This is a genomic window from Streptomyces yamdrokensis, from assembly GCF_053890455.1.
Map to the genome: position 1 here is coordinate 6,790,233 of NZ_CM132679.1, position 23,332 is coordinate 6,813,564.

Genomic DNA, 23,332 nt, shown 5'->3' on the forward strand with positions numbered 1-23,332 from the left:
CAGAGCGTGGTCGACCTTCGCCCCCCGCCGCGCGGCCCGCGCCGGGAAACCGGTCGGTCCGACCGTTCGCCGCAGACCGCATACCGTTCACCGCATACGATCGAGCGGTGGGTTTTCACAAGCTGGTGATCTCCCTATCGTCCGGGTTTCATGAGTCCTCCCGTCGCACCCCCGGGCTGGAGCCGCTGGCTCGTACCGCCCGCCGCGCTCGCAGTCCACCTCTCCATCGGCCAGGCCTACGCATGGAGTGTGTTCAAGCCGCCGCTCGAGTCCGCGCTCGGTCTCAGCGGCACCCAGAGCGCGCTGCCGTTCCAGCTCGGCATCGTCATGCTCGGCCTGTCCGCCGCCTTCGGCGGCACCCTCGTGGAACGCAGGGGGCCGCGCTGGGCGATGACCGTCGCCCTGATCTGCTTCTCCTCCGGCTTCCTGCTCTCCGCCCTCGGCGCGGCCACCGAGCAGTACTGGCTGATCGTCTTCGGCTACGGCTTCGTGGGCGGCATCGGTCTCGGCATCGGCTACATCTCGCCCGTATCGACCCTGATCAAGTGGTTCCCGGACCGGCCCGGCATGGCCACCGGCATCGCGATCATGGGCTTCGGCGGTGGCGCGCTGATCGCCTCGCCGTGGTCGGCGCAGATGCTCGAGTCCTTCGGCGGCGACAACGTCGGCATCGCACTCGCCTTCCTCGTCCACGGCCTGACGTACGCCGTGTTCATGCTGCTCGGCGTCCTGCTGGTGCGGGTGCCGCACACCGCGCGGCCGGCGGCCGGCGCTCCCGCCGCCCTCACCGGAACCGGACCGCAGGTCTCGGCCCGCGCCGCCCTGCGCACCCCGCAGTTCTGGCTGCTGTGGCTGGTGCTCTGCATGAACGTCACCGCGGGCATCGGGATCCTCGAGAAGGCCGCCCCGATGATCACCGACTTCTTCGCGGACACCTCCACACCGGTGTCGGTGACCGCCGCGGCCGGCTTCGTCGCCCTTCTGTCGGCGGCGAACATGGCGGGCCGCATCGGCTGGTCCTCCACCTCCGACCTGATCGGCCGCAAGAACATCTACCGCCTCTACCTGGGCGTCGGCGCGCTGATGTACGCCCTGATCGCGATGTTCGGAGACTCCTCCAAGCCGCTGTTCGTCCTGTGCGCGCTGGTGATCCTCTCCTTCTACGGAGGAGGTTTCGCGACCGTCCCGGCCTATCTGAAGGACCTCTTCGGCACCTATCAGGTCGGCGCGATCCACGGGCGGCTGCTCACGGCCTGGTCCACGGCCGGTGTGCTCGGCCCGCTCATCGTGAACTGGGTCGCCGACCGGCAGGAGGAGGCGGGACGGCACGGCTCGTCGCTGTACGGACTGTCCTTCATGATCATGATCGGGCTGCTGGTGGTCGGCTTCGTCGCCAACGAGCTCGTCCGTCCCGTGCACCCCCGCCACCACGTTTCCCGCCCCGACGAGACGAAGGAGGCCGCCGATGAGCGGCGAGAGCAGCACGAGTCCGCCTGACACGGCCGCGGCGGGCCCCGACCGCCGCGGGCTGATCGTCTTCGCGTGGCTGTGGGTGGGCGTCCCGCTCGCCTACGGCCTGTACGAACTCGTACGGAAGGCGACCCAGCTGTTCACCGGGTGACGCCGCGCCCCGGCCTCCGGGGGCCTGACCGAAGCCGACAAGCGTGGCGCCCGAATCCTGTCGCATCACCTGTCGGCGTACCCGCGAGTCACTGATCAGACTGGTGAATCCCGCAACCGCCACACGAGGGGAACCCATCCATGATCGGCTCGCGCATCGCCGCCGTCGGCCACTACCAGCCCGCCCGGGTGCTCACCAACGAGGACCTGGCGGGCATGGTCGACACCAGCGACGAGTGGATCACGAGCCGGGTCGGCATCCGCACCCGTCACATCGCGGGCCCCGAGGAGCCCGTCGACGAGCTGGCCGCGCACGCCGCGGCCAAGGCGCTGGCGGCGGCCGGCCGCACCCCCGGCGACGTCGACCTGGTGCTGGTCGCCACCTCCACCGCGATCGACCGCTCGCCCAACATGGCGGCCCGGGTCGCCGCACGCCTGGGCATCCCCGGCCCCGCCGCGATGGACATCAACGTGGTGTGCGCCGGATTCACCCACGCGCTCGCCACCGCCGACCACGCGGTGCGGGCCGGATCCGCCCGCCGCGCGCTGGTGATCGGCGCCGACAAGATGTCCGAGGTCGCCGACTGGAGCGACCGCACCACCTGCGTGCTCGTCGGCGACGGGGCGGGCGCCGCGGTCGTCGAGGCGACCGGGGAGTCCGAGGAGCCCGGGATCGGGCCCGTGCTGTGGGGCTCGGTGCCGGAGATGGGCAACGCGGTGCGGATCGAGGGGACACCGCCGCGGTTCGCGCAGGAGGGCCAGAGCGTGTACCGCTGGGCGACCACGCGGCTGCCGTCCATCGCCCGCCAGACCTGCGAGAAGGCGGGGTACGCCCCGGAGGACCTCGCCGCGGTCGTGCTGCACCAGGCCAACCTGCGGATCATCGAACCCCTCGCGCTCAAGATCGGCGCGGTCAACGCGGTCGTCGCCCGGGACGTCACCGAGTCGGGCAACACCTCGGCCGCGAGCATCCCGCTCGCCTTCGCCAAGCTCGTCGAGCGGGGCGAGGTGACGTCCGGCGACCCGGTCCTGCTGTTCGGCTTCGGCGGAAACCTCTCCTACGCCGGGCAGGTCGTCCGCTGCCCCTGACGGTTCCCCGTACGGTCTTCGTCAGCCCCTCGGGCGGAAGCCCCTCGTACGGGTGTGATGCGGTCAACTCCCCTCTGTCCGGCGCCTGTACGCCGTAGATTGTAGACGAAAGACAATCACTGTCGGCGGTGCCGTGCGCCCGGCCCTGCGGCCGGGCGGGGGCCTGCCGAGGAGGGGGACCGCGATGCTGCCGACCGGACTGCCCCAGGGGGCGGTGCCCAGGATCGAACGACCGGGCCCGCTGCGCGACCGTGTCTACGAGACACTGCTCGAACTCATCACCACACGCACCCTGGGGCCCGGCCGGCATCTGGTCGAGAGTGAACTCGCCGGCCGGCTCGGCGTCTCCCGGCAGCCCGTGCGCGAGGCGCTCCAGCGGCTGAACACCGAGGGGTGGGTCGACCTGCGCCCCGCCCAGGGCGCGTTCGTGCACGAGCCGACGGAGGCGGAGGCCGACCAGCTGCTCACCGTCCGCACGCTGCTGGAGGCCGAGGCCGCCCGGCTCGCCGCGCTCAACGCCGACAGCGCGGGCGTCGAGGCCCTGGACGGGATCGTGGCACTGGGCCTGCGGGCCGTCGCCTCCGACGACGTGGACGAGGCCGTCGCCCTCGACGCCCGCTTCCACGCCAAGATCATGGAGTTGGCCGGCAACGCGGTCCTCGCCGAGCTCGCCGCCCAGGTCGGCCGCCGGGTGCGCTGGTACCACACCCCCGTCGCCCGGCAGCGCGGCGGGAGGTCCTGGGCCGAGCACCGCGATCTGATCACCGCCATCGTGAACCGCGACGAGCGGCTGGCCGAGCGGCTCATGCGCGAGCACACCGAGCGCACCCGCCGGTCGTACCTCGAACAGGCGAAGTCCCCGAAGTCCTGACGGTGAGTACCCGGGGCGGGTGGCTCCGCGTGAGCCCCTTTGTCCTGTGAGTGGAAAAAGTAGGGGGCAATTCCTGCGCGACTTCTTCCCACCTCCGGCAGCCGCTGCTACGTTCCCTTCGAAAGCACGCCACACACGTGGCCGGAAACCGGCGCGCAGAGGCCGACCGAGGCGGGGAGGGGTTCGTGAGACGCATGACGGCACGGCCCGCGAACGCCCACCAGGCCCGGCTGCTCAGGCTGTTGCGCGACGGTGGCCCCAACTCCCGTGCCCAGCTGGGCGACCAGGTCGACCTCTCCCGGTCGAAGCTGGCCGTGGAGGTGGACCGGCTCCTGGAGACGGAACTCGTCGTGGCCGACGGACTCGCCGCCTCGCGCGGCGGCCGGCGCTCCCACAACATCCGCCTCAACCCGCACCTGCGGCTCCTCGGCGTCGACATCGGCGCGACCTCGGTCGACGTCGCCGTCACCAACGCCGAACTGGAGATCCTCGGGCACATCAACCAGCCCATGGACGTCCGCGACGGACCGGTCGCGGTCTTCGAGCAGGTGCTGTCCATGGCGGCGAAGCTGAGGGCCTCGGGACTCGCGGAGGGGTTCGACGGCGCCGGTATCGGCGTCCCGGGCCCGGTCCGGTTCCCCGAGGGCATCCCGGTGGCGCCGCCGATCATGCCCGGCTGGGACGGCTTCCCCGTACGGGAGGCACTCAGCCAGGACCTCGGCTGCCCGGTCATGGTCGACAACGACGTGAACCTGATGGCGATGGGGGAGCAGCACGCGGGCGTCGCCCGCACCGTCCCCGATTTCCTCTGCGTCAAGATCGGTACCGGCATCGGCTGCGGCATCGTCGTCGGCGGTGAGGTCTACCGCGGTACGACGGGCAGCGCCGGCGACATCGGGCACATCCAGGCCGTACCCGACGGCCGCCCCTGTGCCTGCGGCAACCGGGGCTGCCTGGAGGCCCACTTCAGCGGCGCGGCCCTCGCCCGGGACGCGCTGGAGGCCGCCCAGCAGCAGCTCTCCGCCGAACTCGCGAACCGTCTGGAGACGAACGGCACGCTCAGCGCCGTCGACGTCGCCGCCGCGGCCGCCGCGGGGGACGCCACCGCGATCGACCTGATCCGCGAGGGCGGCAGCCGTACCGGCCAGGTCATCGCCGGCCTGGTCAGTTTCTTCAACCCCGGCCTGGTGGTGATCGGCGGCGGGGTGACCGGCCTCGGCCACACCCTGCTCGCCGCCATCCGCACCCAGGTCTACCGCCAGTCGCTGCCCCTGGCGACCGGCAACCTGCCCATCGTCCTGGGAGAGCTGGGCCCCACCGCCGGAGTCATCGGCGCGGCCCGGCTCATCAGCGACCACCTGTTCTCACCCGCGTAAACAGCCCACGTCAGCACGGCAGCACGTCAGCACGGCACCCGGCTCCACCGCACGCAGCAGCAAGCCCGGCTCCACGGCACACGACAGCTCTGCCCTCCACCGCGCAGAGCGGCCCACCGCATCCACCCACAAAACAGCGCACCGGCACCACGTACCCCCACCCCGCCCGACGTACGGCCCCGCACCACCCGCGCGCCACCCACACCCCGCACCGTCCCTCCCACCCAGCGCCGCACCGTCCCGGCGCCCCGGCCTGCCCGAAAACACCCTCCCCGCAAGGGGATCGCCCTGTCACCGGCCCGCACGCCCGCCGAGGGGAATCCGCATGGCACCCGAACCACCGCTGCTCAGCATGTCCGGCATCACCAAGTCCTTCCCCGGCGTCCGGGCCCTGGACGGCGTCGACCTCGACGTCCAGGCCGGCGAGGTGCACTGCCTGCTCGGCCAGAACGGCGCCGGCAAGTCCACCCTGATCAAGGTGCTGGCCGGCGCCCACCAGCCCGACACCGGCACCATCCACTGGCGCGGCGAAGCCGTCACCCTGCGCTCGCCGATCGCCGCCATGCGCCTCGGGATCGCCACCATCTACCAGGAACTCGACCTGGTGGAACACATGACGGTCGCCGAGAACGTCCACCTCGGTCAGGAACCGACGACCGCCGGGTTCGTCGTCCGCCCCAGGACCGCCAGGGAAGCGACGGCCGAGCTGCTGACCCGGCTCGGCCACCCCGAGATCGAACCGGGCCGCACGGTCGGGGAGTTGTCGGCCGCCCAGCAGCAGATCGTCTCCATGGCGCGGGCGCTCTCGCACGAGGTACGCCTCATCGTGATGGACGAGCCGTCGGCCGCGCTCGACCCGGACGAGGTCGACAACCTCTTCCGCATCGTCGCCGACCTCACCGCCGACGGGGTCGCCGTCGTCTACATCTCGCACCGCCTCGAGGAGATCCGGCGCATCGGCGACCGGGTGACCGTGCTCAAGGACGGCCGCGCCGTCGCGGGCGGGCTGCCCGCCGAGTCGACGCCGACCCGCGAGGTGGTCGCCCTGATGACCGGCCGCGACGTCGAGTACGTCTTCCCCGAACGCCCCGCCTCCCCGCCGGTGGCCGAGCCGGTGCTGACCGTCGAGGGGCTGTCCCGCACCGGCGAGTTCGCCTCCCTCGACCTCGCCCTGCGCCCCGGGGAGATCGTCGGGCTCGCGGGCCTCGTCGGCTCGGGTCGCTCCGAGATCCTGGAGACGATCTACGGCGCCCGCAAACCGGACTCCGGCCGGGTCCTGGTCGACGGACGCCCCCTGCGGCCGGGCAGCGTGCGCGCCGCCGTCCGCGCCGGGATCGGACTGGCTCCCGAGGAGCGCAAGGCGCAGGCCCTGCTCATGCTGGAGTCCGTCACCCGCAACGTGTCGCTCTCCGCCATGTCCCGCTTCTCGCGCGCCGGCTGGATCGACCGCGGCGCCGAACTCGGCGCGGCCCGCGCCGCCACCCGCGAACTCTCGCTGCGGCCGGACAACCCGGACGTGCCCGTGCGCACCCTGTCCGGCGGCAACCAGCAAAAGGCCGTGCTCGCCCGCTGGCTGCTGCGCGGCTGCCGGGTACTGCTGCTCGACGAACCCACCCGCGGCGTCGACGTCGGCGCCCGGGCCGAACTGTACGCAGTCATACGGCGGCTGGCCGACGAAGGCCTCGCCGTGCTGCTCGTCTCCAGCGAGGTGCCCGAGGTACTCGGCCTCGCCGACCGCGTCCTGGTGCTCCGGGAGGGGGACGTCGTCCACACGGCGCCCGCCCGGGAGCTCGACGAACACCGTGTACTCGACCTCGTCATGGAAGGAAGCCCGGCGTCATGACGCAGCCCGTCTCCCCGCCGCGGGACAGCACCGACAAGGCGCCTTCGGCCGGCGGACCGCCCGCCTGGCGCACCGTGCTGTTCCGCGCCGACGTCCGCACCCTGTCGCTGCTCGGCGTCCTCGCCGCGCTCGTCCTCATCGGCGGCATCACCAGACCGGACGAGTTCCTGGACACCCGCAACCTCCAGCTCGTCCTCACCCAGGCCTCCGTCATCGGTGTCGTCACCGTCGGCATGACCTTCGTCATCACCTCGGGCGGCATCGACCTGTCGGTCGGCGCGATCGTCGCCCTGGCCTCGGTGTGGGCGACCACGGTGGCCACCCAGGAGTTCGGGTTCGCCGGCATCCTGTTCACCGCCGTCCTCGTCGGCGTCGGCTGCGGGCTGGTCAACGGGGTGCTGATCGCCTACGGCGGGATGGTCCCGTTCATCGCCACCCTCGCCATGCTCGCCTCGGCCCGCGGCCTCGCCCTGCAGATCACCGACGGGCGCACCCAGGTCGTCACCATCGACAGCGTCCTCGACCTCGGCGAACGCGACGCCTACGTCCTCGGCGTCCCGCCCCTGGTCCTGGTGTTCGCGGCGGTCACCGTCATCGGCTGGCTGGTCCTCAACCGGACCACCTTCGGACGCCGCACCGTCGCCGTCGGCGGCAACGCGGAGGCGGCCCGGCTCGCCGGCATCGACGTCCGCCGCCAACGCCTGTACCTGTACCTGCTGTCGGGGCTGTGCTGCGGCATCGCCGCCTTCCTGCTGATCGTCCTGTCCGGCTCCGGCCAGAACACCAACGGCAACCTCTACGAGCTCGACGCCATCGCCGCCGCGATCATCGGCGGCACCCTGCTCACCGGAGGCCGCGGCACCATCGTCGGCTCCGTGCTGGGCGTCCTGATCTTCACCACGATCACGAACATCTTCGCCCTGAACAACCTGCAGAGCGACGTCCAGCAGATCGCCAAGGGCGCGATCATCGTCGCCGCCGTGCTGGTCCAGCGCCGCACCGCGAGCACGACCTGACGAAAGGGTTCACCGCCATGCCAGAGCCGACACCTCTCACGAGCCGCAGAGGGCTGCTCTTCGGAGCCGCCGCCGTGTCCGCCGGAGTCCTCGTCACCGGCTGCACCAGCAACGAGCCCAGCGACGCCGAGCCGGCCGCGAGCGACCGGCCGGCCGCCGACGACAAGCCCGGCAAGCCGGTCACCATCGGCTTCGCGGGACCGCAGGCCGACCACGGCTGGCTCAACGCCATCAACGACAACGCCGAGAAACGCGCCGCGACGTACTCGGACGTCACCATGGAGGTCACCGAGGGCTCCAACGACACCGCCCAGCAGATCGGCCAGATCGAGACCCTCATCAACAAGAAGGTCGACGTCCTGGTGGTGCTCCCCGCCGACGGCAAGGCGCTCACCCAGGTCGGGCTGAAGGCGATGCGCGCCGGCATCCCCGTCGTCAACCTCGACCGCATCTTCAACTCCCCGCAGGCGTACCGCTGCTGGATCGGCGGTGACAACTACGGCATGGGCCTGAACGCCGGGCACTACATCGGCGAGAAGCTCAAGGACACCCCCGACGCCCGCGTCATCGAACTGGCGGGACTGGACAACCTCGAGCTCACCAAGCAGCGCACCCAGGGCTTCGACGACGCGCTGAAGAACTACCCCAACATCAAGAAGGTGGCCCGCCAGGCAGCCGACTTCACCGTCGAGTCGGGCCAGGCCAAGATGGCCCAGCTCCTGCAGGCCCAGTCGAAGTTCGACGCGCTGTGGAACCACGACGACGACCAGGGCGTCGGCGCGCTGCGCGCCATCGAACAGGCCGGGCGCGACGACTTCCTCATGGTCGGCGGCGCGGGCGCGCTCTCCGCCTTCCAGGCCATCAAGGCGGACGACGGCGTCCTCAAGGCGACCGTGCTCTACCCGCCGTCGATGGCCGCCTCCGCGATCGACCTCGCCCGCGCCCTCGGCCAGGGCAAGGGCGTCGGCGGCCTCGCCGAGTTCGAGATCCCCACCTCGCTGACCTGCTACTCGGCCGTCGTCGACAAGGAGAACGTCGACCAGTACATGTCCACCGGCTTCAAGTGAGGAGCCCCGCCCCACGGGCCTGACCAGCCCACCGGGCGGGGCCCACCCCCGCCCGCCACGACGACGAGGAGGACATCCGTATGGCACAGCCGCAGCAGTCAGATGGGGCAGACGGCGCAGAGACGGGGAAGCCACCACTGCGCGTCGGCATGGTCGGCTACGCCTTCATGGGCGCCGCCCACTCCCAGGGCTGGCGCACCGCGGGCCGCGTGTTCGACCTGCCGCTGAGCCCCGAACTGGCCGTCGTCTGCGGCCGGGACGCCACCGCGGTGCGCGCGGCGGCCGACCGCCACGGCTGGGCGGACACCGAGACCGACTGGCGCGCCCTGGTCGAACGGGACGACGTCGACCTCGTCGACATCTGCACCCCCGGGGACAGCCACGCCGAGATCGCGCTGGCCGCCCTCGCCGCGGGCAAGCACGTCCTGTGCGAGAAACCCCTCGCCAACACCGTCGCCGAGGCCGAGGCGATGGCCGAGGCCGCCGAACGGGCCCGGCGGCAGGGCCGGCTGGCGATGGTCGGCTTCAACTACCGCCGGGTCCCCGCGACCGCGCTGGCCCGGCGGATGGTGGCCGAGGACCGCATCGGCACCCTGCGGCACGTACGGGTGACATACCTCCAGGACTGGCTGGTGGACCCCGCGTTCCCGTTGACCTGGCGGCTGCGCCGGGAGCAGGCCGGCTCCGGCTCGCTCGGCGATCTCGGCGCGCACATCGTCGACCTCGCCCAGTACCTGGCGGGGGAGCGGCTGGCGGGAGTCTCCGCGCTCACCGAGACGTTCGTCCGGCAGCGGCCGCTGCCCGCCGCGCCCACCAGCGGTCTGGCCGCCGTCGACAGCGCCGGCACCGGCGAGGTCACCGTGGACGACGCCGCCCTGTTCACCGGCCGCTTCGCCTCCGGCGCCCTCGCCTCCTTCGAGGCCACCCGGTACGCCACCGGCCGCAAGAACGCGCTGCGCATCGAACTCAACGGCGAGCGGGGGTCGCTGGCCTTCGACCTGGAACGGCTCAACGAACTCTCCTACCACGACGGCACCGAGCCCGCCGCCCACGCGGGCTTCCGCCGCATCCTGGTCACCGAACCCGACCACCCCTACCTGGACGCCTGGTGGCCGCCGGGCCACGGCCTCGGCTACGAGCACACCTTCGTGCACCAGGCCCACGACCTGGTGCACGCCGTCGCCGAGGGCCGCACCCCCGAACCCTCCTTCGCCGACGGGCTGCAGGTGCAGCGCGTCCTGGCGGCCGTGGAGGAGAGCGCCGAGAAGAACTCCGTCTACACACCGATCGCCGCCTGAGAAGCCGAGAAAGGCAGACACGCATGCCCCGCGACTTCACGCTGTTCACCGGCCAGTGGGCGGACCTGCCCCTCGAGGAGGTCTGCCGGCTCGCCCGCGAATTCGGCTACGACGGCCTCGAACTCGCCTGCTGGGGCGACCACTTCGAGGTCGACAAGGCACTCGCCGACCCGTCCTACGTGGACTCCCGCCGTCAGCTGCTCGACAAGTACGGCCTCAAGGTCCGGGCGATCTCCAACCACCTGGTCGGCCAGGCGGTCTGCGACGCCATCATCGACGAACGCCACCAGGCCATCCTGCCCGCCAGGATCTGGGGCGACGGCGAGGGCGAGGGCGTACGGCAGCGGGCCGCCGCCGAGATCAAGGACACCGCGCGCGCCGCGGCCCTCCTCGGCGTCGACACCGTCATCGGGTTCACCGGATCGGCGATCTGGCACCTGGTGGCCATGTTCCCGCCCGTGCCCGAATCGATGATCGACCGCGGTTACGAGGACTTCGCGACGCGCTGGAACCCGATCCTGGACGTCTTTGACGCCGAGGGCGTGCGGTTCGCGCACGAGGTCCACCCCAGCGAGATCGCCTACGACTACTGGACCACCGTCCGTGCCCTGGACGCGGTCGACCGCCGACCGGCCTTCGGACTCAACTTCGACCCCTCCCACTTCGTGTGGCAGGACCTCGACCCGGTCGGCTTCCTGTGGGACTTCCGCGACCGGATCTACCACGTCGACTGCAAGGAGGCCCGCAAGCGCCTCGACGGACGCAACGGCCGCCTCGGCTCCCACCTGCCCTGGGGCGACCCCCGGCGCGGCTGGGACTTCGTCTCCGCCGGCCACGGGGACGTCCCCTGGGAGGACGTCTTCCGCATGCTGCGCTCCATCGACTACCAGGGCCCCGTGTCCGTCGAATGGGAGGACGCCGGCATGGACCGGCTCCAGGGTGCCCCCGAGGCGCTGACCCGGCTCAAGGCGTACGACTTCGACCCGCCGTCGGCCTCCTTCGACGCGGCGTTCAACAGCTGAACCGCACGCCCGGCCACAGGTCGGGGACGGGGACCGGAATGTCCGCCGGTCCCCGGTCCGACCTGCCCGGATCCCGCTTTGTCCTGCGTCGGGGAGAAGTTCGAGCAGCCCCGGTCCAAGGGGTGTTCGCCCCGGACGAACGCGGTTACCGTCCCTGAAGTGTTCAGGACACCCACGCCTCCGGGGTGACGGCGCACCCCGGCGCCCGCACCGCACGCCTTCGCACCCGTTCCGTACGGCCCCACCCCGTTCCCGGAGGGACTTCGTGCACAGAAGCAGACTCACATCCACCCACACCACGAGGCGTACCGGACTTCGCACCGCCCTCGCCCTGGTCACCGGCCTGATGCTGGCAGTGGGGACCCCGGCGACCGTCGCCGGCGCCCACCCCGGCCACCCGGAACACGACGAACCGGTGGCCGCCGAGGGACAGTTCCAGCAGGTACCGCTCGCCAAGGGCGAGCCCGAGACGGGCGAGCCGATGTCGCTCACCGTGCTCCCGGACCGCAGCGTCCTGCACACCTCGCGCGACGGCACGCTGCGCCTCACCGACCAGGGCGGCGTCACCAAGGTCGCCGGCAGGATCCCCGTCTACAGCCACGACGAGGAGGGCCTGCAGGGCGTCGGCATCGACCCGGACTTCGAGAACAACCGGGCGGTCTACCTCTACTACGCCCCGCCGCTCGACACCCCCGCGGGCGACGCCCCGGAGACCGGCACCGCCGAGGACTTCGAGAAGTTCGACGGCGTCAACCGCCTCTCCCGCTTCGTCCTCAATCCCAACGGCACGCTGGACATGGCCAGCGAGAAGAAGGTCCTGGACGTCGCGGCCTCCCGCGGCACCTGCTGCCACGTCGGCGGCGACATCGACTTCGACGCCGAGGGCAACCTCTACCTGTCCACCGGCGACGACACCAACCCCTTCTCCTCCGACGGCTTCACGCCGATCGACGAGCGGCCAAACCGCAACCCGGCCTTCGACGCCCGCCGCAGCTCCGGCAACACCAACGACCTGCGCGGCAAGATCCTGCGCATCAAGGTCGCCGAGGACGGCTCGTACACCGTCCCCAAGGGCAACCTCTTCGCCCCCGGCACCGAGAAGACCCGTCCCGAGATCTACGCGATGGGCTTCCGCAACCCGTTCCGCATGAGCGTCGACGACGAGACCGGCACCGTCTACGTCGGCGACTACGGCCCCGACGCCGGCGCCGCGGACCCGGACCGGGGCCCGGCGGGACAGGTCGAGTTCGCCAAGGTCACCGAGGCCGCCAACTTCGGCTGGCCGTTCTGCACCGGAGACAACGACGCCTACGTCGACTACGACTTCGCCACCGGCGCCTCCGGCGAGAAGTTCGACTGCGCCGCCTTGAAGAACACCTCGCCGCACAACACCGGCCTCGTCGACCTGCCACCCGCCCAGGCCGCCTGGATCCCCTACGACGGCGGTTCCGTGCCCGAGTTCGGCAGTGGCTCCGAGTCCCCGATGGCCGGCCCGGTCTACCGCTACGACCCCGAGCTCGACTCCAGTGTGAAGTTCCCCGAGGCGTACGACGGCGACTTCTTCGCGGGCGAGTTCGGCCGCCGCTGGATCAAGCGGATCGAGCAGACCGAGGACGGCACGGTCGCGAAGATCAACGACTTCCCGTGGACCGGCACCCAGATCATGGACATGGAGTTCGGCCCCGACGGCGCGCTCTACGTCCTGGACTACGGCGTCTCCTGGTTCCAGGGCGACGAGAACTCCGCGCTGTACCGGATCGAGAACGCCGAGGACGGCTTCTCCCCGATCGCGGAGGTGAGCGCCGACAAGACCTCCGGCGCGGCCGGCCTGAAGGTCAAGTTCACCGCCTCCGCCGAGGACGCCGACTCCCCGGACCTCACCTACAGCTGGGACTTCGGCGACGGCACCGAGGGCGAGGGGCTCACCCCCACCCACAAGTACAAGAAGATCGGCACCTACACCGCGACCTTCACCGCGACGGACCCCGAGGGCAACACCGGCAACGCCAGCGCCCGGATCGTGGTCGGCAACACCGAGCCCAAGGTGAGGATCGAGGTCCCGGGCAACGGCAGCCTGGCCGCCTTCGGCGAACCGGTTCCCTTCAAGGTGAAGGTCACCGACCCCGAGGAGAAGGTCGACTGCTCCAAGGTCAAGGTCGTCTACAGCCTCGGCCACGACTCCCACGCCCACGAGCTGACCAGCGAGACGGGCTGTGAGGGCACCCTCAAGCCGCCCGCCGGAGACGGCGGTCACGACCCCAACGCCAACATCTACGGTGTCGTCGGCGCCAGTTACACCGACGGCGGGGCAAACGGCCAGGAGGCCCTGACCGGCACCGCCCGCACCGTGCTCCAGCCGCTGCACCGCCAGGCCGAGCACTTCACCACCCAGTCGGGCGTGTCCGTGATCGACAAGACCGGCGCCAACGGCGGCAGGACCGTCGGCGACATCAACGACGGCGACTGGATCTCCTTCAGCCCCTACCGGTTCGACGGGCAGAGGAAGCTGACCGTGCGGGCCTCCTCCGGCGGCGCCGGCGGCTTCGTCGAACTGCGCACCGGCTCGCCCGACGGCAAGCTGCACGGCTCGGCGTACATCCCGCCGACCGGTGGCTGGGAGACGTTCCAGGACGTCGACGTGCCCCTGCGGAAGCTGCCCAGGAACACCACGGAGATCTACCTGGTCTTCCGGGGCGGCGAGGGCGCGCTGTACGACGTGGACGACTTCGAGTTCTCCAAGGAGCCCTTCAAGAAGGGCAAGAAGGTCCTCGTCTTCTCCAGGACCGCCGGCTTCCGCCACGACTCCATCCCGGAGGGCGTCGCCACGCTGAAGGAACTGGGCGGCCCGGCCGGTATCACCGTCGACGCGACCGAGGAGGCCGGACAGTTCACCACGGCCAACCTCGCCAAGTACGACGCGGTGGCCTTCCTGTCCACCACCGGTGACGTCCTGAACGCCGACCAGCAGAAGGCGTTCGAGAGCTACGTCAGCAACGGCGGCGGCTACATGGGCATCCACGCCGCCGCCGACACCGAGTACGACTGGGAGTTCTACGGAGGTCTCGTCGGCGCCTACTTCGACTCGCACCCGGCCACCCAGAAGGCCACCGTGCGCGTCGAGGACCACGACCACCCGTCCACCGCGCACCTGGACGACGCGTGGGAGCGCACCGACGAGTGGTACAACTACCGCACCAACCCGCGCGAGCAGGCCAAGGTCCTCGCCACCCTCGACGAGACGACCTACGAGGGCGGCACCATGAAGGGCGACCACCCGATCGCCTGGTGCCAGAGCTACGGCGGCGGCCGCTCCTTCTACACCGGCGGCGGCCACACCAAGGAGTCCTACGCCGAGGAGGCCTTCCGCACCCATCTGCTCGGCGGTCTGCAGTACGCCACCGGCCAGGTCAAGGCGGACTGCAAGCCGGACAAGGGCTACCGGAAGATCTTCAACGGCCAGACCCTGGACGGCTGGAAGCAGGCCGGCCCCGGCACGTTCGACGTCAAGGACGGCACCCTGGAGTCCAAGGGCGGCATGGGTCTGCTCTGGTACCAGGCCAAGGAGCTGGAGTCGTACTCCCTCAAGCTCGACTGGAAGATGCGGGGCGACGACAACTCCGGGATCTTCGTGGGCTTCCCGGCCTCCGACGACCCCTGGTCCGCGGTGAACAAGGGCTACGAGATCCAGATCGACGCCACGGACGCGCCCGACCGCACCACGGGCTCCGTCTACTCGTTCAAGTCGGCGGACATCAAGGCCCGTGACCAGGTCCTGCGTCCGCCCGGCCAGTGGAACTCCTACGAGATCAAGGTCCAGGGCGAACGCCTGAGGGTGTTCCTCAACGGAGTCAAGATCAACGACTTCACCAACAAGGACCCCGAGCGGAGCCTGACCGACGGCCACATCGGCCTCCAGAACCACGGAGCCGGCGACCAGGTCTCCTTCCGCAACATCCAGTTGAAGGAACTGCCCTCCTAAGGGCGACCAGAACGGCGGCGGGCGGAGGACGCCGGACCTCCGCCCGCCGTCCCCGCCGGGCCCCGCGCCCGGCACCCCGCCCGTCCCCCTCCGGCGCTCGCACCCGGTTCGCGTACGACAAGGAGGCTGCCCATGTCCGCCGAACCGTCCCTCCCCACCCCCTCCCCGGCTCCCCGCTTCGGCGTCTGGCTCATCGGGGCACGCGGATCCGTGGCCACCACCGCGATCGCGGGCTGCGCCGCCGTCGCCGCCGGACTCCATCCGCCGACCGGCATGGTCACCGAGACCCCCGGCTTCACCTCGTGCGGCCTGCCGCCGCTGTCGTCCCTCGTCTTCGGCGGCCACGACACGGTCGACTGCCCGCTGCCCAAACGTGCCGAACACCTCGCCGCCGGCGGCGTCCTGCCGCACGGTCTGCCCTCCGCCGTGCACGCCGAACTCGTCGCCGCCGACCAGGAGATCAGGCCCGGCGGCCCCCTGCCCGGCGACACGGACGGCGGCCCGGGCCGCCACGAGGACGAACTGATCGACGTGTTCGCGGCCGACATGCGCGACTTCGTGCGCCGCCAGGGCCTCGCGGGCGCCGTCGTGGTGAACGTCGCCTCCACCGAGCCCGCTCCCGCCGACGGCGCCCTGCCGCCGAGTTCCCTCTACGCGGCGGCCGCCCTGCGCGCCGACTGCCCCTACGTCAACTTCACCCCCTCCGCGGGCCTGCACCACCCGGCGCTCGCCGAGCAGGCGGCGACGGCCCCCGTCCCCCACGCGGGCCGCGACGGCAAGACCGGGCAGACCCTGCTGCGCTCCGTACTCGGCCCGATGTTCCTGCAACGCGCCCTCGCCGTGCGCGCCTGGTCCGGCACCAACCTCCTGGGCGGCGGAGACGGCGCCGCCCTCGCCGACCCCGCGGCCGCCGCCGCCAAGAACGCCGGCAAGGAACGCGTCCTCGCCGACACCCTCGGCACCACCCCCGAGGGCGAGGTCCACATCGACGACGTGCCCGCGCTCGGCGACTGGAAGACGGCCTGGGACCACATCGCCTTCGACGGCTTCCTCGGCGCCCGCATGGTCCTGCAGACCACCTGGCAGGGCTGCGACTCGGCGCTCGCCGCGCCACTCGTCCTCGACCTGGCCCGGCTGGTCGCCCGCGCCCGGGAGAGGGGCCTGTCCGGTCCGCTGGGCGAACTGGGCTTCTACTTCAAGGACCCGGTGGGGGACGGCCCGTCCTCGCTGGCCGAACAGTACGCGGAGCTCAGGCGCTTCGCCGGACGGCTGCGGGACGACGCCCCCGGCCGCGGGGCGCAGCGGTGAGCCGCGCGGGCGCCCCGGCGCAGGACACACCCGCTCCGGCCGGGCCGACGGCGGCGGACGACCCGGCACCCGGGACGGCCCCCGAGGACGCCACCGCCCCCCTCCCCGGCCCCGCGCCCCGCACCCGCTCCGCCCGCGTGGGCGCCTGGGCCGAACTGCTGCGCCTGCCCGCGCTGTTCACCGTCCCCGGCGACGCCCTGGCCGGCGCGGCGGCGGCCGGCGCGCGCCCCGGCCCCCGCACCCTGCTCGCCATCGGATCCTCCCTGTGCCTGTACGAGGCCGGCATGGCCCTGAACGACTGGGCGGACCGCACCGAGGACGCCGCGGAGCGCCCGCACCGCCCGCTTCCGTCCGGCCGCATCCGTCCGGCCGCCGCCCTCACCGCCGCCGGTGCCCTCACCGGCGCCGGACTGGCGCTCGCCGCCGGCGCGGGACGCCCCGCCCTCGCGGTGGCCGCCCCCCTGGCGGCGACCGTCTGGGCCTACGACCTCGCGCTGAAGCACACGCCCGCCGGGCCCGCGGCCATGGCCGCCGCCCGAGGACTGGACCTGCTCCTGGGCGCGGCCGCCACCGGCGGCGGCGCCCAGGCAGCGCTGCCCTCGGCCGCGCTGCTCGGCACACACACCCTCGCGGTCACGGCCGTCTCCCGCCGGGAGACCACCGGCGGTTCGGTCCTGGCCCCGCTGGCGGCCCTCGCGACGACGGGGGCGCTGACCCGGCTGGTCACCCACCGCCGCACCCGACTCCCGGCAGGCCGGCGGGCAGCAGCCGCCCCCGGCCTGCCGGGCCCCGGCCGGGCCGGGCGCCCGCCCCGGGCCACCGGCGTCCTCGCCACCGCCCTGGGCGCCGCCTACGCCGCCACGGCCGCCCGGCCCTACCTCCACGCCGCGCTCAACCCCTCGCCCCCGCTCACCCAACGCGCCGTCGGCGGCGGCATCCGGGCCACGATCCCGCTCCAGGCCGCGCTCGCCGCCCGCTCCGGCTCGGCCGGCACCGCCCTGCTCGTCGCGGCCCTGGCCCCGGCCGGCCGGATCTTCGCGAGGAGGTCCGGCATGAGGAAGGTGAGCATCACGTGAGCCGGAACCCGGGCGACGTCTCTCCGCCCCCGCCCCCGCCTCCCCTCCGCTTCGGCTACGGCACCAACGGCCTCGCCGACCTCCGTCTCGACGACGCCCTCGCCCTGCTCGCCGACCTCGGCTACGACGGCGTCGGGCTGACCCTCGACCACATGCACCTCGACCCGCTCGCCCCGGACCTCGCCGCCCGCACCCGCCGGGTCGCCCGACGCCTGGACGGACTCGGCCTGGGCGTCACCGTCGAGACCGGCGCCCGCTACGTGCTGGACCCGCGCCGCAAACACGGCCCCTCGCTCCTGGACCCCGACCCGGACGACCGTGCCCGCCGCGTGGACCTGCTCGTCCGGGCCGTCGAGGTCGCCGCCGACCTCGGGGCGCACGCCCTGCACTGCTTCAGCGGCACCGTCCCCGCGGGCACGGACGAGGACACCGCGTGGAAGCGCCTGGCGGAGGCGCTCACCCCCGTCCTGGACGCCGCCGCCACCGCGGGCATGCCCCTCGCCGTCGAACCGGAACCCGGTCACCTCCTCGCCACCCTCGCCGACTTCCACCACCTGCGCCGCACCCTCGGGGACCCCGAACTCCTCGGCCTCACCCTGGACATCGGCCACTGCCAGTGCCTCGAACCCCTCCCTCCGGCGGACTGCGTCCGCGACGCCGCCCCCTGGCTGCGCCACGTCCAGATCGAGGACATGCGCCGCGGTGTCCACGAGCACCTGCCCTTCGGGGACGGCGAGATCGACTTCCCGCCCGTCCTCGCGGCCCTCGCCGCCACCGGATACCAGGGCCTGACCGTCGTCGAACTGCCCCGCCACTCCCACGCGGGCCCCCACTTCGCCGCCCACTCCCTCCCCTTCCTCCACGCCGCGGCCCGCACCGCGGCGACCGCCCCCGCCACCGGCGCTGACACCGCCCCCGGCACCGCTTCCGGTGCCGGGGGCGGTGCCCCGGGTGGTGACATGGCCACCGGCTCTGTTCCCGGTGTCTCCGGTGTTCGCATCGCCGCCGCTTCTGACGGGGTGCATACCGGCATTGCTTCTGGTGCCGGGGGCGGTGCCCCGGGTGACCACACGGCCACCGGCCTTGTCCCCGGCGCTCACACCGCTACCGCTACCGGCACCGGCACCGGCACCGGCGGCGCCGGCACTGTCCCGGACAGTCACACGGCCACGGGTCTTTCCCTCGACGCCTCCGGTGCCCACACGGCCACCGACCCTGCCGCCGACGCCGCCCCTGCCGCCGACGCCGACGCCGTTGCCCCTGTCGCCGATGCCGCTTTCGCCCCCGCACCCCCGCCCGGCGATCCCTCCGCCACCTCCGAAGGGAGCAGCACCCCGTGAACCGCCCCCACGCCACCCCGGCCACCCCGGAGGCACCCCCCACCACCGGGCCCGGGGAAACCCCCCGGCCCCCGTGGACCGCAGCACCGGGAACCCCGGCAGCCGACGGCACCAACCCCGCCACCCCTGCCGCCCTCCCGACCACCGAACTGCACCGTCTCCTCTCCGCCCGTCTCGACGGAGCCGCCCGCGCCTGGCTGGACCAGGCCCTCGACGAGGCCGCCGCCCACCCCGGCACCCACGGCCCCGTCTCAGGGTGGGAGCTGCGCCTGGCCGAGGCCGGCCGCCGCTGCGGTACCGCCCACGCCGACGCCGCCCGCGTCCTGATCCTGCACGCGGCCCACGCCGACGCCGAGGCGCTGACCCGGGTCTACCACCAGGGCACCGCCGACGAACGCCGGGCGGTCCTGCACGCCCTGCCCCACCTCGTGTCCGGCCCCGAGGCCCGCCCGCTCGTCGAGGACGCCCTGCGCACCAACGACACCCGGCTCGTCGCCGCCGCCGTCGGTCCCTACTGCGCCCGGCACCTCGACACCCACGCCTGGCGGCACGCCGTCCTGAAGTGCCTGTTCACCGGCGTCGCCCTGGACCGGGTGGCGGACCTGGCCCGGCGGGCCCGCGGCGACGGCGAACTCGCCCGCATGCTCGGCGACTACGCCGACGAGCGCACCGCCGCCGGCCGCCCCGTCCCGGAGGACCTCCACCGCGTACGGACCCTGGCCCTGGCCCCGGCCGAGCCCGCCACCGCCCCCGCCGCCGGCTCTGCCTCCCCCACCCCGAGTCACACCACGGACGACCCCCACGGCAAGGAGTCCTGATGCGCCTCTTCGACCCCCACATCCACATGACGTCGCGGACCACCGACGACTACGAGGCCATGTACGGGGCGGGCGTCCGCGCGGTCGTCGAACCCGCCTTCTGGCTCGGCCAGTCCCGCACCTCGCCGGCCTCCTTCACCGACTACTTCGACTCCCTCCTCGGCTGGGAACCCTTCCGCGCCGCCCAGTACGGCATCGCCCACCACTGCACCATCGCCCTCAACCCCAAGGAGGCCAACGACCCGCGCTGCACACCCGTCCTCGACCTGCTGCCCCGGTACCTCGTCAAGGACAACGTCGTGGCCGTCGGCGAGATCGGCTACGACTCCATGACACCCGCCGAGGACACCGCGCTCGCCGCCCAGCTCCAGCTCGCCGCCGACCACGGCCTGCCCGCCCTGGTGCACACCCCGCACCGCGACAAGCTCGCCGGACTGCGCCGCACCCTCGACGTCGTCCGGGAGTCCGCGCTGCCCGTGGACCACGTCCTGGTCGACCATCTCAACGAGACCACCGTCAAGGAGGCCAAGGACAGCGGCTGCTGGCTCGGCTTCTCCGTCTATCCCGACACCAAGATGGACGAGGAACGGATGGTCGCGATCCTGCGCGCCCACGGCCCCGAGCGGGTCCTGGTGAACTCCGCCGCCGACTGGGGAAAGAGCGACCCGCTCAAGACCCGCAAGGTCGCCGACCTGATGCTCGCCGAGGGCTTCACCGAGGACGACGTCGACCGCGTCCTGTGGCGCAACCCCGTCGCCTTCTACGGACTCGGCGGCCGGCTCGCCCTCGACGTCGCCGCCCCCGAGGCCACCCACGAGGGCAACTCCATCCAGCGCGGCGTACCGAGGGACGAGCCCCCGCGGACGGCCGGCGTCGCCGCCGCGGAGGCGTGAGCCATGCGCTTCCGCCACCCCGACGGGTCCACCGTCCACCTCGCCTACTGCACCAACGTCCACCCCGCCGAGACCCTCGACGGTGTCCTCGCCCAGCTGAGGGACCACTGCGAACCCGTCCGCCGCCGGCTCGGCCGCGACCGGCTCGGCATCGGCCTGTGGCTCGCCAAGGACGCCGCGCGCGCCCTGGTCACCGACCCGTCCGCCCTGCGCGGCCTGCGCTGCGAACTCGACCGGCGCGGACTCGAGGTCGTCACCCTCAACGGCTTCCCCTACGAGGGGTTCGGTGCCGAGGAGGTCAAGTACCGCGTCTACACACCGGACTGGGCCGACCCCGAGCGCCTGGAGCACACCACCTCCCTGGCCCGCCTCCTCGCCGGACTGCTCCCCGACGACGTCCCCGACGGCAGCATCTCCACCCTGCCGCTGGCCTGGCGCACCGTCCACGACGCGCGGCACGCCGAAACCTCCCGCACCGCCCTGCGCACCCTCGCCGAACGCCTCGACGCACTCCAGGAACTGACCGGACGCTCCATCCGCATCGCCCTGGAACCGGAACCCGGCTGCGTCGTCGAAACCACCCACGACGCCATCGAACCGCTCACCGCGATCGGCCACGACCGCATCGGCATCTGCGTCGACACCTGCCACCTCGCCACCTCCTTCGAGGATCCGGACACCGCCCTGGACGACCTCACCCGGGCCGGCGTCCCCGTGGTCAAGTCCCAGCTCTCCGCCGCCCTGCACGCCGAGCAGCCCCATCTGCCCGAGGTCCGCGAGGCCCTGCGCGCCTTCGCCGAGCCCCGCTTCCTGCACCAGACCCGCACGTCCACCGCCGCCGGACTGCGCGGCACCGACGACCTCGACGAGGCCCTGGCCGGTGACACCCTCCCCGAGGGAGCGCCCTGGCGCGCCCACTTCCACGTCCCCCTGCACGCGGCTCCCACCGCGCCCCTCACCTCCACGCTGCCCGTACTGAAGACCGCCCTGACCCGGCTCGTCGGCGGCCCGCAGCCGCTCACCCGCCACCTGGAGGTCGAGACCTACACCTGGCAGGCCCTCCCACCCGAGCTGCGGCCCAGGGGCCGCGCCCAGCTCGCCGACGGTATCGCCGCCGAACTCACCCTCGCCCGCGACCTGCTGACGGACCTAGGCCTGAAGGAACTCCCATGACCGCAGACCGCGCAGACCCCACCGCAGACCCCACCGCAGACCCCACCGCAGACCCCACCGCCGAACCCGCCCCAGCACCCGCGGCCACCGGCCCCACCCCCCTCCTCGTCCTCGACGTCGTGGGCCTCACCCCCCGCCTCCTCGACCACATGCCCCACCTCAAGACGCTCGGCCGGACCGGCTCCCGCGCCCCGCTCGGCACCGTGCTGCCCGCCGTCACCTGCGCCGCCCAGTCCACCTTCCTCACCGGCAGCCTCCCCTCCGAACACGGCATCGTCGGCAACGGCTGGTACTTCCGCGAACTCGGCGACGTCCTGCTGTGGCGCCAGCACAACGGTCTCGTCTCCGGGGACAAGCTCTGGGACGCCGCCCGCCGCGCACACCCCGGCTACACCGTCGCCAACATCTGCTGGTGGTACGCCATGGGCGCGGACACCGACATCACCGTCACCCCCCGCCCGGTCTACTACGCCGACGGCCGCAAGGAACCCGACTGCTACACCAGGCCCCCGGCCCTGCACGACGAACTCACCGACACGCTGGGCACCTTCCCGCTCTTCCACTTCTGGGGCCCCGGCGCGGACCTCGTCTCCAGCCAGTGGATCATCGACGCGACCCGCCACGTCAACCGCACCCGCCACCCCGACCTGACGCTCTGCTACCTCCCTCACCTCGACTACGACCTGCAGCGCTTCGGCCCCGACGACCCGCGCTCCCTGAAGGCGGCCGCAGACCTGGACGCCGCCCTGGCCCCGCTGCTGGACGACGCCCGCGCCGAGGGCCGTACCGTCGTCGCCCTGTCCGAGTACGGCATCACCCGCGTGAACCGGACCGTGGACATCAACCGCGCGCTGCGCCGCGCGGGCCTGCTGGAGGTGCACACGCAGGACGGCATGGAGTACCTCGACCCGATGGCCTCACGCGCCTTCGCCGTCGCCGACCACCAGATCGCCCACGTCTACGTGCGCCGCCCCGAGGACCTCGACGCCACCAGGGCCGCCCTCGAAGGACTGCCCGGCATCGACCAGCTCCTCGACGACGAGGGCAAGAAGGCCCACCACCTCGACCACCCGCGCGCCGGCGAACTGGTCGCCGTAGCCGAACCCGACGCCTGGTTCACGTACTACTACTGGCTCGACGACGACCGCGCACCCGACTTCGCACAGCTCGTCGAGATCCACCGCAAACCCGGCTACGACCCGGTCGAGCTCTTCATGGACCCCCTCGACCCGTACGTCAAGGTGAAGGCGGCCACCGCACTGGCGCGCAAGAAACTCGGCATGCGCTACCGGATGGCGGTCGTGCCCCTCGACCCGTCACCTGTTCGGGGCAGCCACGGCCGCCTTCCGGCGAGCGACGACGACGGTCCGCTCCTCATCTGCTCCACCCCTCGTGCCCTCGGAGACCGCGTCGCGGCCACCGATGTCAAGCAACTCCTGCTCCAGCTCGCCGGACTCGGCTGACGCACCACCACGTACGCCCCTCCAAGAGCCGGCATCCAACTACCGAGAGTGAAACACACGGCACTGACAACGGCCGGTCC

General features: G+C 72.6%; 17 protein-coding genes and 1 pseudogene. All 18 read left to right on the top strand.

Annotated elements, in window-relative coordinates; translation table 11 throughout:
* Positions 1-150: 150 nt before the first annotated feature.
* On the top strand, positions 151-1,497 hold the full coding sequence (locus ACWZEH_RS30030) for an OFA family MFS transporter (protein ID WP_456194200.1): 1,347 nt from the start codon (positions 151-153) through the stop codon (positions 1,495-1,497).
* The gene (locus ACWZEH_RS30035; protein ID WP_456194201.1) at positions 1,466-1,621 is read left to right on the top strand and encodes an MFS transporter small subunit; all 156 of its coding nucleotides are present in this window, start codon (positions 1,466-1,468) and stop codon (positions 1,619-1,621) included. The genes ACWZEH_RS30030 and ACWZEH_RS30035 overlap by 32 nt, the downstream gene beginning before the upstream one ends.
* A 140-nt stretch (positions 1,622-1,761) precedes the next feature.
* Positions 1,762-2,709 (top strand): beta-ketoacyl-ACP synthase III, encoded by a 948-nt coding sequence (locus ACWZEH_RS30040; RefSeq protein ID WP_456194202.1) that lies wholly within the window; start codon positions 1,762-1,764, stop codon positions 2,707-2,709.
* Between the two features lie 184 nt (positions 2,710-2,893).
* Positions 2,894-3,580 (top strand): GntR family transcriptional regulator, encoded by a 687-nt coding sequence (locus tag ACWZEH_RS30045; RefSeq protein WP_456194203.1) that lies wholly within the window; start codon positions 2,894-2,896, stop codon positions 3,578-3,580.
* Between the two features lie 194 nt (positions 3,581-3,774).
* A complete protein-coding gene (locus ACWZEH_RS30050) occupies positions 3,775-4,956 on the top strand; it encodes an ROK family protein (protein ID WP_456199915.1) in 1,182 nt (393 codons plus the stop codon).
* Between the two features lie 325 nt (positions 4,957-5,281).
* Positions 5,282-6,799 carry a sugar ABC transporter ATP-binding protein gene (locus ACWZEH_RS30055; protein WP_456194204.1) on the top strand — a complete coding sequence of 506 codons (1,518 nt, stop codon included), beginning with the start codon at positions 5,282-5,284 and terminating at the stop codon, positions 6,797-6,799.
* Positions 6,796-7,815, top strand: coding sequence for an ABC transporter permease (locus ACWZEH_RS30060; RefSeq protein WP_456194205.1), 1,020 nt, complete (start codon positions 6,796-6,798; stop codon positions 7,813-7,815). The genes ACWZEH_RS30055 and ACWZEH_RS30060 overlap by 4 nt, the downstream gene beginning before the upstream one ends.
* 17 nt (positions 7,816-7,832) lie before the next feature.
* A complete protein-coding gene (locus tag ACWZEH_RS30065) occupies positions 7,833-8,882 on the top strand; it encodes a substrate-binding domain-containing protein (protein ID WP_456194206.1) in 1,050 nt (349 codons plus the stop codon).
* 80 nt (positions 8,883-8,962) lie between these two features.
* Positions 8,963-10,180: a Gfo/Idh/MocA family protein gene (locus ACWZEH_RS30070; protein ID WP_456194207.1), complete on the top strand. Its 1,218-nt coding sequence runs from the start codon at positions 8,963-8,965 to the stop codon at positions 10,178-10,180.
* 23 nt (positions 10,181-10,203) lie between these two features.
* Complete coding sequence (locus tag ACWZEH_RS30075; protein ID WP_456194208.1) at positions 10,204-11,202, top strand: sugar phosphate isomerase/epimerase family protein; 999 nt, start codon at positions 10,204-10,206, stop codon at positions 11,200-11,202.
* A gap of 265 nt (positions 11,203-11,467) precedes the next feature.
* A complete protein-coding gene (locus ACWZEH_RS30080) occupies positions 11,468-15,181 on the top strand; it encodes a ThuA domain-containing protein (protein ID WP_456194209.1) in 3,714 nt (1,237 codons plus the stop codon).
* A 132-nt stretch (positions 15,182-15,313) separates the two neighbouring features.
* On the top strand, positions 15,314-16,489 hold the full coding sequence (locus ACWZEH_RS30085; RefSeq protein ID WP_456194210.1) for an inositol-3-phosphate synthase: 1,176 nt from the start codon (positions 15,314-15,316) through the stop codon (positions 16,487-16,489).
* Positions 16,486-17,565, top strand: a complete 1,080-nt coding sequence (locus ACWZEH_RS30090; RefSeq protein ID WP_456194211.1) for an SCO3242 family prenyltransferase — start codon at positions 16,486-16,488, stop codon at positions 17,563-17,565. Before ACWZEH_RS30085 ends, ACWZEH_RS30090 begins: the two co-directional genes overlap by 4 nt.
* A pseudogene (locus ACWZEH_RS30095) lies at positions 17,562-18,512 on the top strand (sugar phosphate isomerase/epimerase family protein); the annotation flags it as partial. The gene ACWZEH_RS30090 and the pseudogene ACWZEH_RS30095, both read left to right, overlap by 4 nt.
* Before the next feature lie 389 nt (positions 18,513-18,901).
* On the top strand, positions 18,902-19,723 hold the full coding sequence (locus tag ACWZEH_RS30100) for an EboA domain-containing protein (RefSeq protein WP_456194212.1): 822 nt from the start codon (positions 18,902-18,904) through the stop codon (positions 19,721-19,723).
* Positions 19,723-20,616, top strand: a complete 894-nt coding sequence (locus tag ACWZEH_RS30105) for a TatD family hydrolase (protein ID WP_456194213.1) — start codon at positions 19,723-19,725, stop codon at positions 20,614-20,616. The genes ACWZEH_RS30100 and ACWZEH_RS30105 overlap by 1 nt, the downstream gene beginning before the upstream one ends.
* A gap of 3 nt (positions 20,617-20,619) precedes the next feature.
* Positions 20,620-21,789 carry a metabolite traffic protein EboE gene (eboE, locus tag ACWZEH_RS30110; protein WP_456194214.1) on the top strand — a complete coding sequence of 390 codons (1,170 nt, stop codon included), beginning with the start codon at positions 20,620-20,622 and terminating at the stop codon, positions 21,787-21,789.
* Entirely contained in the window at positions 21,786-23,252 is a 1,467-nt protein-coding gene (locus ACWZEH_RS30115) for an alkaline phosphatase family protein (protein ID WP_456194215.1), read from the top strand. Before eboE ends, ACWZEH_RS30115 begins: the two co-directional genes overlap by 4 nt.
* Positions 23,253-23,332 lie beyond the last annotated feature (80 nt).